The sequence below is a fragment of the Arsenophonus symbiont of Ornithomya chloropus genome (assembly GCF_964026495.1).
GTDB lineage: Bacteria > Pseudomonadota > Gammaproteobacteria > Enterobacterales > Enterobacteriaceae > Arsenophonus.
On sequence record NZ_OZ032148.1, the window covers coordinates 298,771 to 310,762 of the forward strand.

Below are 11,992 nucleotides of genomic sequence, written 5' to 3' on the forward strand. Positions count from 1 at the left end.
TTATGTTTGAACCAATGGAATTAACCAATGATGCAGTGATTAAAGTAATAGGTGTTGGTGGTGGTGGTGGTAATGCCGTTGAACATATGGTACGTGAATGTATAGAAGGTGTTGAATTTTTTGCTGTTAATACAGACGCTCAAGCTTTACGTAAAACAACAGTAGAACAAATTATTCAAATAGGTAATGCTATTACAAAAGGTTTAGGAGCAGGAGCGAATCCTGAGGTAGGTCGTAATGCTGCTGAAGAAGATCGTGAAGCATTGCGTAATGCACTTGATGGAGCAGATATGGTTTTTATAGCTGCTGGAATGGGGGGAGGAACTGGTACTGGAGCAGCTCCTGTAGTAGCTGGAGTTGCTAAAGAACTCGGAATATTAACAGTTGCAGTGGTAACAAAACCTTTTAATTTTGAAGGTAAAAAACGTATGGTATTTGCTGAAATAGGAATTTCAGAGCTTTCTAAGCATGTTGATTCATTAATTACTATTCCAAATGATAAATTATTAAAAGTACTTGGAAGAGGTATTTCTTTGTTGGATGCTTTTGGAGCGGCAAATAATGTATTGAAGGGTGCAGTACAGGGTATTGCTGAACTTATTACTCGTCCTGGTTTAATGAATGTTGATTTTGCAGATGTTCGGACTGTAATGTCTGAAATGGGTTATGCTATGATGGGATCTGGGGTATCACGTGGTGAAGATCGAGCTGAAGAAGCTGCTGAAATGGCAATTTCAAGTCCGCTATTAGAAGATGTGGATTTATCAGGTGCTCGTGGTGTATTGGTTAATATTACAGCAGGTTTTGATTTACGACTTGATGAATTTGAAACAGTAGGTAATACCATTCGTGCATTTGCATCAGATAATGCGATGGTGGTTATTGGTACTTCATTAGATCCTGATATGAATGATGAATTACGTGTAACTGTTGTAGCTACAGGAATTGGCATGGATAAAAGTACAGATATTAACATTGTAACCAATAAAGTAACTCAAAAAATGTCTTTAGAACAGAGTTATAGAGTACCAGGTAGTACCATCTCATCTGGCATAGGGGGGAGAACATCATCTTTTACAGGAGAAAAATCAACAGTTAAAGTTGTTAATAAAAATAATATTTCATCCAATAAAGAGTCAGATTATCTTGATATTCCTGCTTTTTTAAGAAAACAGGCTGATTAATTGAGATTTTGTTACTAGATTTTTTAACAATAAAATATTTAGCTGTTTCTAAGTGAAGATCAGGAAAAACTGATAAAGATACGAGATAAAATAATGATCAAACAAAGAACACTAAAACGTATTGTTAAGGCAAGAGGAATTGGTTTACATACTGGAAGAAAAGTTACTTTAGAATTACTTCCAGCACCAGCAAATACTGGTATCATCTACCGACGTACAGATTTAAAGCCATTTGTCGACTTCCCCGTTGCTGCAAAATCTGTACGTGATACTATGTTATGTACTTGTTTAGTAAATGAAGATGATGTACGTATTTCAACAGTAGAACATTTAAATGCTGCTTTGGCAGGATTAGGGATCGATAATATTATTGTTGCAGTAGATGCACCAGAAATTCCAATTATGGACGGTAGTGCTGCACCTTTTGTGTTTTTGTTATTGGATGCAGGTATTAAAGAATTAAATAGTGCTAAAAAATTTTTTCGTATTAAAGAAAGTGTAAGAGTTGTTGATGGTGATAAATGTGCTGAATTATCACCTTATAATGGATTTTGCTTAGATTTTACTATTGATTTTAATCATCCTGCAATTAATAGCAAAAGTCAACATTATAAACTTGATTTTTCTGCTAAATCTTTTGTAAGAGATATTAGTCGTGCACGTACATTTGGATTTATGCGTGATATTCGGCACTTACAATCAAAAGGATTGTGTTTAGGTGGTAGTGTTGATTGTGCAATTGTAATAGATGATTATCGTATATTAAATCAAGATGGTTTACGTTTTGAAGATGAACTAGTTCGTCATAAAACTTTAGATGCTATTGGTGATTTATTTATGTGTAGTCATAACATTATTGGTTCTTTTACTGCATATAAATCAGGTCATGCATTAAATAATAAATTATTACAGGCTGTTTTAGCAACGGAATCTGCTTGGGATATGGTAACTTTTGAAGATGAATCTGAAATGCCTGTATTTTTTAAACCGCCTTTTTTAGTATAGAGAAGATAAAAAAAATATTTAAATATTAAAAATTAAATAAATTTCATTTGTAATGATTGTTTTAATATATTTGTTATTCTCATGGGTACTAGAATTTTTTAATTTTTTTCTCGTTTTAGATTTATCAAAATTTTTAAATAGTTTTTTATAAATAGTTTTTTAGATGATTTAGTTAAAATTATAAGTTGCTTTTATTTTTTTAATTTATTATTGAATGAGAGAAGATGATTGTAAGATTTTTTGTATAAAATAGTTAATCACTATTGTGCACATTTTTAAACGATAATGATGGATTAATTATTACTTTAATTTCAGATAAAGACGGTAAAATATTATTGCGTAATTTTAAAAGTAATATAGGCAATTCATAATTTAGTTGTATTTTTTTATGTGCATTAGAAACTTCTAGAATAAGAATGTATTTTCTGTAATTTGCAACTCGACACCATTTCTTTAATGAAACAGGCAATAAATTTAAAATAATATTATTAAGTTTGATTATTTTTTGTGCGTGTTCTTGAATTTTATTTAAAATATTAGAATCGTGATGATATTTTTTAAATAAAAAATTTAAAGATTGTGGATAATGATTTCGCATTTTTTCTCCAAATTTGATAAGAAAGAAATATTTTTTATTAATTGATAAATGATATTTTAAAATATTTATATCAAATATTTAGTATAGAAATGTTGTTTTATTTTCATCAAAAGAGAAATAAAATGAAAATAATATTATATAGTTAATTATATCATATACAACTTTGTTTTTTAGGTATTTATTATTTTTTTTTAGAAAAAAATATTATATTAAATATAATAAATATACTTTTATATTATTATAATTAATATGGTACGTTTGATTTTTTTTCTTTTTTGTGTGTATATTTTTTCTTAAAATTTTGTTTATATTTTTTACAAAAAGTGTTAATTAAATTTTATTTTTTCTAATTGTGTAATTAGCTATTTAACAATATATTTAACAGCAAAGATTATAAAAATTGTTAATATATTTGTATTCACTGATGGTATAACTAATAATATTAATCATTTTGTATAATTGTATAAAATTAGATTAAAATTTTCATTTACTGTTTTTTATTGAGACAATATTTATGTTCATTCAGTTACTAACAAAAATTTTTGGCAGTCGCAATGATCGTACTTTGCGTCGTTTACATAAATTGGTTAATATTATTAATCAATTGGAGTCTTTATTTGAAAAATTTTCAAATGAAGAACTTAGAAATAAAACATATGAATTTCAAGAGCGCATTAAATCTGGAGAAACGTTACAAAATTTAATTCCTGAAACATTTGCAACAGTACGTGAGGCTAGTAAACGTATTTTTAATATGCGACATTTTGATGTTCAATTACTTGGTGGTATGGTACTTAATGAGTGTTGTATTGCAGAAATGCGCACTGGTGAAGGAAAAACATTAACATCTACATTACCTGCATATTTAAATGCATTAACAGGTAAAGGTGTTCATATTGTTACAGTAAATGATTATTTAGCAAAGCGTGATGCAGAAAATAATCGATTGCTTTTTGAGTTTCTGGGTATGAAAGTCGGTATTAATTTATCTGGTATGTCAACTAGCATGAAACGTGAGGCTTATGCAGCAAATATTACTTATGGTACTAATAATGAATATGGTTTTGATTATCTGCGTGATAATATGGTATTTAGTCCAGAAGAACGTGTTCAACGTAAATTACATTATGCATTAATTGATGAAGTGGATTCTATTTTAATTGACGAAGCTCGCACCCCATTAATTATTTCTGGTCCTACTGAAGATAGTTCAGATTTATATAAAAAAGTTAATGCATTAATTCCTAATCTTAAACGACAAGAAAAAGAAGATTCAGATGTTTTTCAGGGTAAAGGTCATTTTTCTATTGATGAAAAATCACGTCAAATTACTTTAACGGAACGCGGATTAGAGTTTGTTGAAAAATTATTAGTAAAAGCAGATTTAATGAAACATGGGGAATCATTATATTCTTCTGCTAATATTATTTTGATGCATCATGTTATGGCTGCTTTGCGTGCTCATGTTTTGTTTATCAGAGATGTAGATTATATTGTAAAAGCAGACAAAATTATTATTATTGACGAACATACTGGACGTACTATGGAAGGGCGACGTTGGTCAGATGGATTACATCAAGCAATAGAAGTTAAAGAAGGTGTAACAATACAAAATGAGAATCAAACATTAGCTTCTATTACATTTCAAAATTATTTTCGTTTGTATGAAAAATTAGCTGGGATGACTGGCACTGCTTATACAGAAGCAGTAGAATTTAAATCTATTTACAATTTAGATACTATTATTATCCCGACTCATTGTCCAATGATTCGTAATGATTTACCTGATTTAGTCTATATGACAGAAATGGATAAATTTTCTGCTGTTATCAATGATGTTCGTGCGTGTATTAAGAGGAATCAACCTGTTGTCGTTGGTACTATTTCAATAGAAAAATCAGAAATGATTTCTAGAGAATTAAAAAAAGCTCATATTACTCATAATGTTTTAAATGCAAAGTTTCATGAAATAGAAGCTGATATAATTTCTGAAGCAGGACAACCAAGTTCAGTGACTATTGCAACTAATATGGCTGGTAGAGGAACAGATATTGTATTAGGAGGTAATTGGCAAGCAGAAATAAATAAACTAAAAAACCCGACTCGTGAACAAATTAATAAAATTAAAAAAAATTGGAAAAAACGTCATGATTTAGTAATTTCTGCTGGTGGTTTACATATTATCGGTACTGAACGTCATGAATCTCGTCGTATTGATAATCAATTGCGCGGCCGTTCTGGACGTCAAGGTGATCCAGGTTCATCACGTTTTTATTTATCAATGGAAGATTCTTTGATGCGAATATTTGCTTCTGATAAAGTAGTTACTATGATGCGTAAATTAGGTATGAAATCTCATGAAGCAATGACACATCCATGGGTTACAAAAGCAATTGCTAATGCACAACGTAAAGTTGAAAATCGTAATTTTGATATACGTAAACAACTTTTAGAGTATGATGATGTCTCTAATGATCAGCGACTTGCTATTTATTCACAACGTAATGAATTATTAGATGCTGATGATGTAAGTAAAACAATCGATAATATTCGAAAAAATGTCATTAATGTGCTTATTGATACTTATATACCTCCTCAATCTTTAGAAGAAATATGGGACATTGATGGATTAGAAGAGCAATTACGGAATGATTTTAATATAGAATTGTCTATAAAACAATGGTTAGATAAAGAATCAAAATTAGATGAAGAAATTTTACGTGCACGTATTTTAGAAGAAATAATAGTAGATTATGAGCAAAAAAAAGAAATTATTGGTAGTCATAGGATAAGTAATATTGAAAAAAAAATTATGTTAGAAACTTTGGATATGTTATGGAAAGAACATTTAGCTGCAATGGATTACTTAAGGCAAGGTATTCATTTACGAGGTTATGCACAAAGAGATCCGATACAAGAATATAAACGTGAATCTTTTAAAATGTTTGCAAATATGTTAGAAATATTAAAATATGAAATTCTTAGTCAATTAAGTAAGATTAAAATTCAACTGCCAGAAAAATATTTTTTGATTGATGACGTAAAGGATAAAAAAGTACAAAAATCTATTAAACATCAGATGTTAAACAATAAAATTAATAATAAAATATTAATATCAAATATGAAAACTTGCTTAAATATTAAAAAAGTTCATAAAATTATTGGGCGTAATAAGTCTTGTCCTTGTGGTTCAGGTAAAAAATATAAGCATTGTCATGGTAATCAATCTTAAAACTTTTTCTCATTATTACTCTTGATAATATTAAAATTATTTTATGAACGTTAAGTATAATATCAATAATTTTTTTGTTTATTGAAAATAGGAATAGAAAAATTCCTAAATAATATTAAAAATATATTTTGATAAATTTCTCAAAATATATGTTTTATTAGTGTAATTAATGTTTATTATGATAATGTAAATATACATAATAAATTACAAGTTTGATATTTAATAACAAAAAAGGTTATTATTCCTAAGTTTGATTTTTATCTTTATTTTTTTTGATATAAAAATGAATTTTAAATTATTTTCAATATATTTTTTATAAAAAATTATAAAAATAATATTCTTTTTTGTTTTTATGATAATTTGTAGCTAATGTTAAGTATTTTTTATGTAATTTTAATACAGTGATATTGAGGTTTTTGTTATTAGAATAATTATAAATGATATCGTCAGCTTTTTCTAAACGTTTTTTTCGACTAATTTGGTTTAATACAATATTTTTTGCTATTTTTCTATTAATGTGATCACGTTTCATTATACGTGCTATTTGTTCTTCTGCTGTAACATCAACAACTAATATACGATGAGCTAGATTTTCTCTCTTGTTTTCCATCAATAATGGCGCAACCCAAAGGATATATAAAACATTAAAGCAAGACAATTGTAGCTGTGTTTCTTGATGTATTAAAGGATGTAATAGATTATTTAACCATGTTTTTTCTTCTTGGTCATCAAATATTCTTTTTTTTAACATTGAACGATTTAAAAAACCATTTTTATGAAGAATACTTAAACCAAAATGTTGTTTTATCATTTTAAATGCATATGTATTAGGTAGTACTATTTTTCTAGCAATTGTATCAGCATCAATGATTGGTATTCCTAATAATGAAAATTTGTATGAAATTGTACTTTTTCCGCTTCCTATGCCACCTGTTAAAGCAACAATATAGCTCATCTATTTCTTTTAACTTCTTGATTAATTATAAATTAAATAAAAAAAGAGTATAACAATGATAAAATTATATAGATATGTATATTTTAAATATTTTTTATATTATTTTAATAGTTTTTTATTTAGATTAAAAATTTTTTATTGCGAATTATTATAAATATAATTTTTGAATATTATTATTTATGCATAATAAGCATTTTTTCTTAAATTTTAATGACATATTAGTTTTAATTTATTAAATAAATATGATTAATTATCATAATTGTATAGTATCAAAAGTAATGTATTTATAATATGTATTAAAAATTTTATGCTTTATATTTTATTTAAGTTAAAGTTCTATAAATTATAAAAAGAAAATAAAAAATTTAATAAAAATATAGATATTTTTTTATTTTATTTTATCTATACAAAATTATCAATATTTTAGTTTTTTTAACAATAGAATATTTTAGATTACTCTCATGTATTAATATTTTTAATGAAAATTCTTCATCATTCTTATATTGAAATTTTCTGATAATAATTTTATACAATAAAAATATTATTAACATTATTATTTAGTACAAAGCAAAATTAATTAATTCAATGGTTTTATTTGTAATTCTAATTGCTGAACCATTTTTTTGCCAAGCTCCTAAAACTCCTCTATGCAATATTTTTCCATTAATTTTTAATTTGTGAATAGCAGGTTGGTGGGTATGGCCATGGATTATCCAATCAACTTGATATTTTTTGAATTTTTCAATTACTGTTTTTTCATTAACATCTGTGATGTGTTTTTGTTTTAATAAGCTTAGCGATTGACTATTTTTTCGTATTTTCTTTGCAAGAAAATGACGAATAGATAATGGTAGATCTAAAAATAATTTTTGTAACCATCGCTTACAAACTCTTTTTCGATAGCGTTGATATGAAATATCATCAGTACAAAGTAAATCACCATGTAAAATTAGAATTTGATGTCCATATAATTGTATAACTTTTTCTTTTGGTAATAATATCATCCCACTTTTTTTAGCAAATCTTTTACCCAGTAAAAAATCACGATTTCCATGAATAAAGTAACAACGAATACCCATTTTGTATAACTTTTTTAATTCATGAGCTATGGCTTTGTGTAATATATTAGGATCATCATCACCAATCCAATAATGAAAAAAATCACCTAAAATATATAAAGCTTGAGCTTGTATTGCCTGGTTTTTTAAAAAACGTAAAAAACCAATGGTAATGTTGGTTTTTTTTTCGTGTAAATGCAAATCAGCAATAAATAAAATTTCCATAAAGTTTAATTAATTATTATGATATGTTAATCATCTATAGATTTTATCTTTACTTATATTATTATATGTTTTATTAAAAATTATTTATAAAATTTTAAGTTACAGATAATTTATCTTTCCTGATAAGAAATAATAATTATATAGTGATTATTTTTAAATTAATAAAAATTTTTTAATTTTTGGAGAATATGTTTTTGCATTATACAATAAAATAAAATTTTTTTAAAAATAGTTGTTTTTTAAAAACTTTTATTTTAGTTAATTATTTGAAAATATAATGTTTATTGAAATAATCATTAATTATTTTTTATGAAAAATCTTTATTTCTTAAAAATTATTATTAATATTTTAATGAACAGTTTACAAAACATGCATATAATAATTTTTTAAGAAAATTATCGTAACAGATTTTTGTATGTAAAATAAAAAATTATTAGTATAACTACAATAGTTTTTTGATTGTTTATTAGAAAAATAGTATTTATTTAAAATTTTTGTTTCTATTAGTATTTTTTCAAAATTTTTAGTTATTTTTAAAAATGGTTATAAAAAAATGTCTGTATTAAAAATATATAATACACTCAGTCGTAAAAAAGAAGAGTTTAAATCTATTATTTCTGGAAAAATAGGAATATATGTATGTGGTGTAACTATTTATGATTTATGTCATATTGGTCATAGTAGAACTTTTTTAGCTTTTGACATGATTATTCGTTATTTACGTTATATTGGTTATGATGTAACTTATGTGCGTAACATCACTGATGTTGATGATAAAATCATAAAAAAAGCTGCTATAAATCATGAAACTTCTAATTCATTGACATCGCGGATGTTATTTGAAATGTATAAAGATTTTGATGATTTAAATATTTTACGACCAAATTTTGAACCAAAAGCTACTGAACATATTCAAGAAATGATTTGTTTAGTAACAAAACTTATAAAAAGGGGCTATGCTTATATTTCAAATAATGGTGATGTTATGTTTTCTATTAATAGTAAACATGATTATGGGATATTGTCTGGTCAAAATTATAAACAATTGCAAGCTGGTAAACGTGTTGAAGTTAATAATCATAAACATCATCCATTAGATTTTGTATTATGGAAAAAATCTAAATCTGATGAATTAAGTTGGTATTCCCCGTGGGGTCGTGGTCGACCAGGTTGGCATATTGAATGTTCTGCAATGAATAATAAATATTTCGGCGAACATTTTGATATTCATGGTGGTGGTTCAGATTTGATTTTTCCTCATCATGAAAATGAAATAGCACAGTCAACTGCCGCACATAATGGATTATATGCAAATTATTGGATGCACGTTGGAATGGTAATGGTCAATCACGAAAAAATGTCAAAATCATTAAATAATTTTTTTTCTATTCGTGATATATGTGCTCATTATGACCAAGAAACAGTACGTTATTTTTTATTATCAGGACATTATCGTAGTCAAATACATTTTTCTGAAAATAATTTAACTCAAGCTCGTGCAGGATTAGAAAGACTGTATACTGCTTTACGAAATACTAATTATAAAAATGATAATAATCATCTGAGATCGATAGATACAACATTTAAAATACGTTTTATTGATGCCATGAATGATGATTTCAATACACCAAAAGCGTATTGTGTTTTATTTGATTTAGCTAAAAAAATTAATCGACTAAAAGAAAAAAATTTGTTTGTTGCTAATAAATTTGCAGTGCAATTATACGAATTAGGAAATATATTAGGGTTATTAACTCAAAATCCTGAAGATTTTTTTCAACAAAAAAATAAATTTTTTAATACTACTAAAATTAGAAAAATTAATTTGTTAATTAATCAACGAAATCATGCTAGAAAAAATAAATTATGGAAAGAAGCTGATTTGATTCGTTATGATCTTTTAAAGATGGGTATTCTTTTGGAAGATACCACACAAGGAACATTATGGCGTATGAGTGGCAATAATAAGTGAAATTTTGTAAGACTTTAATATAATGGATTTTTTTTGTAAAAATAAGTTTTTTAAAAAGTTAAATCTTTTTTATAGAATTTATGCAATAATATGTTTTGATATTTAAAGTTGTTAATATCTTCTCTTAAGAAGATTACTTATAAAAATAAAAAAATATTTTATGTATTTTTATATATTACATAAATTTTATGTTCACTCATATAGATAAATTGTTCATACAAGAAAAATATTTTTTATTTTTTATATGATTTTTTAAATTGTGTATTTTTAATAAATATATTAAATATTCAATGTATTGTAAAAATTATATTTAAAATATGTTGTGAGTATTAAATATGATTTTTTTGATGAATCTTTCTTTTTAATATAAAATTAATTCTATCAAAAAGAATAATCAAAAAATAATATTTATATTTTGAATTTTTTATGTTTTATGGTAAATATTGATTAATTTTAAATAATTGGTGTTTTTAATTTTTTTTGTAAAATAATTTTTATTTTTTTTGTTTTTTATAAGTAAAAAAAATTATATGTGGCATGGCATTATGAATTATTTAAACATTTAATTAAAATGAATTTTATGATTTTTTTGTAAATATTTTTTCGTGCTGTTCTTCGCAGGTTTGTAAAGTGTTTTGTATTAATGTAGCAACTGTCATCGGTCCTACTCCTCCAGGAACAGGAGTAATCCAACTAGCACGTTTACGTGCTTCTTTGTAACAGATATCACCGGTAAGTTTTCCGTTTTTTAGTTTATTGATCCCAACATCCATAACAATTGCACCAGGTTTTATCCATTCACCTGGGATAAAATTTGGACTTCCAATAACTGCTATTAATAAATCTGCTTGTTGGATATGATAACGTAAATTAGTTGTAAAACGATGAGCAACAGTAGTAGTGCAACCGGCTAATAATAATTCTAAGTTCATAGGACGACCTACTATATTTGAAGCTCCAACAATAACAGCATTTAAACCTATTATGTTTATTTCATATCTTTCCAGTAAAGTGATAATTCCACGAGATGTACAAGGACGTAATCTTGGCGCACGTTGACATAATCTTCCTATGTTATATGGATGAAAACCATCAACATCTTTTTTTGGATTTATGCATTCTAATATCTTAATAGAATGTATATTTTTTGGTAATGGTAATTGCACTAAAATACCATCAATTTTTTTATTATTATTGAGTTCATTAATTAATTTTATAAGCTCATTTTCATTAATTTTTTGAGGTAAATGATAAGAAAAAGAAAGAAATCCAACTTCTTCGCAAATACGACATTTATTTTTTACGTATATTTGTGAAGCAGGATCATTACCAACTAAAATTACTGCAAGACCTGGTGCTCGTTTCCCTAATGAAATTCTCAATTTTACTTTTTCAGCCACTTCTTTTTTGATTATTTCGGCAATCATTTTTCCATCAAAAATTTTTGCTGTCATTGATTTTAATCCATATAAAAATTTTTGTTCTGTATATTGTATAGATTTTTTTTTGAATTAATTTTTAATAAATCGTAATTATTAAATAAAAAATATAAAAAGAAAGTTGACTTAATAAGTCCTCGTCATATAATTTAACTTGATAGTTTATGTTTTGTAATTTTTTATGCGCCCTTAGCTCAATTTGGATAGAGCAACGGCCTTCTAAGCCGTAGGTTATAGGTTCAAATCCTGTAGGGCGTATCAAAGTAGATAGATTTTATAAAAAAAATGTAGATTAAGTATAATGTTTTTTAATTTTATTAAAAA

8 protein-coding genes, 1 tRNA gene and 1 pseudogene are annotated in these 11,992 nt (G+C 25.7%); 6 read left to right on the forward strand and 4 right to left on the reverse strand.

Translation table 11 applies throughout. The features are described 5' to 3' along the window. The first annotated feature begins 2 nt into the window (after positions 1-2). The gene (gene ftsZ / locus ABNS14_RS01135) at positions 3-1,184 is read left to right on the forward strand and encodes a cell division protein FtsZ (RefSeq protein WP_348666537.1); all 1,182 of its coding nucleotides are present in this window, start codon (positions 3-5) and stop codon (positions 1,182-1,184) included. Between the two features lie 93 nt (positions 1,185-1,277). Beyond that, positions 1,278-2,189 carry a UDP-3-O-acyl-N-acetylglucosamine deacetylase gene (lpxC, locus tag ABNS14_RS01140; protein ID WP_348666538.1) on the forward strand — a complete coding sequence of 304 codons (912 nt, stop codon included), beginning with the start codon at positions 1,278-1,280 and terminating at the stop codon, positions 2,187-2,189. Between the two features lie 253 nt (positions 2,190-2,442). On the opposite strand, the gene ABNS14_RS01145 is transcribed toward lpxC, so the two are convergent. Beyond that, the gene (locus tag ABNS14_RS01145) at positions 2,443-2,787 is read right to left on the reverse strand and encodes a DUF721 domain-containing protein (protein WP_348666539.1); all 345 of its coding nucleotides are present in this window, start codon (positions 2,785-2,787) and stop codon (positions 2,443-2,445) included. 514 nt (positions 2,788-3,301) lie between these two features. On the opposite strand from ABNS14_RS01145, the pseudogene secA reads away from it, so the two are divergent. Beyond that, positions 3,302-5,789 (forward strand): annotated as a pseudogene (gene secA, locus ABNS14_RS01150) (preprotein translocase subunit SecA); the annotation flags it as partial. Positions 5,790-5,908: 119 nt separating this feature from the next. Then, positions 5,909-6,019, forward strand: a complete 111-nt coding sequence (locus ABNS14_RS03480) for an SEC-C metal-binding domain-containing protein (RefSeq protein WP_431603649.1) — start codon at positions 5,909-5,911, stop codon at positions 6,017-6,019. Between the two features lie 313 nt (positions 6,020-6,332). On the opposite strand, the gene coaE is transcribed toward ABNS14_RS03480, so the two are convergent. Further along, positions 6,333-6,974, reverse strand: a complete 642-nt coding sequence (coaE, locus tag ABNS14_RS01155) for a dephospho-CoA kinase (RefSeq protein ID WP_348666541.1) — start codon at positions 6,972-6,974, stop codon at positions 6,333-6,335. A 557-nt stretch (positions 6,975-7,531) separates the two neighbouring features. Next, positions 7,532-8,257: a UDP-2,3-diacylglucosamine diphosphatase gene (gene lpxH, locus ABNS14_RS01160; RefSeq protein ID WP_348666542.1), complete on the reverse strand. Its 726-nt coding sequence runs from the start codon at positions 8,255-8,257 to the stop codon at positions 7,532-7,534. Positions 8,258-8,810: 553 nt separating this feature from the next. On the opposite strand from lpxH, the gene cysS reads away from it, so the two are divergent. After that, a complete protein-coding gene (gene cysS / locus ABNS14_RS01165) occupies positions 8,811-10,229 on the forward strand; it encodes a cysteine--tRNA ligase (protein WP_348666543.1) in 1,419 nt (472 codons plus the stop codon). A gap of 578 nt (positions 10,230-10,807) precedes the next feature. Here cysS and folD read toward each other — a convergent pair. After that, a complete protein-coding gene (gene folD / locus ABNS14_RS01170) occupies positions 10,808-11,683 on the reverse strand; it encodes a bifunctional methylenetetrahydrofolate dehydrogenase/methenyltetrahydrofolate cyclohydrolase FolD (RefSeq protein ID WP_348666544.1) in 876 nt (291 codons plus the stop codon). Positions 11,684-11,851: 168 nt separating this feature from the next. On the opposite strand from folD, the gene ABNS14_RS01175 reads away from it, so the two are divergent. Continuing rightward, a tRNA-Arg gene (locus ABNS14_RS01175) sits at positions 11,852-11,926 on the forward strand. The last annotated feature ends 66 nt before the right edge of the window (positions 11,927-11,992 follow it).

Bases quoted from the DNA above. Each gene is read 5' to 3' on its own strand.
- ABNS14_RS01145 (WP_348666539.1), bottom strand. From the start codon at position 2,787: ATGCGAAATCATTATCCACAATCTTTAAATTTTTTATTTAAAAAATAT.
- lpxC (WP_348666538.1), top strand. From the start codon at position 1,278: ATGATCAAACAAAGAACACTAAAACGTATTGTTAAGGCAAGAGGAATT.
- cysS (WP_348666543.1), top strand. From the start codon at position 8,811: ATGTCTGTATTAAAAATATATAATACACTCAGTCGTAAAAAAGAAGAG.
- folD (WP_348666544.1), bottom strand. From the start codon at position 11,683: ATGACAGCAAAAATTTTTGATGGAAAAATGATTGCCGAAATAATCAAA.
- ABNS14_RS03480 (WP_431603649.1), top strand. From the start codon at position 5,909: ATGAAAACTTGCTTAAATATTAAAAAAGTTCATAAAATTATTGGGCGT.
- coaE (WP_348666541.1), bottom strand. From the start codon at position 6,974: ATGAGCTATATTGTTGCTTTAACAGGTGGCATAGGAAGCGGAAAAAGT.
- ftsZ (WP_348666537.1), top strand. From the start codon at position 3: ATGTTTGAACCAATGGAATTAACCAATGATGCAGTGATTAAAGTAATA.
- lpxH (WP_348666542.1), bottom strand. From the start codon at position 8,257: ATGGAAATTTTATTTATTGCTGATTTGCATTTACACGAAAAAAAAACC.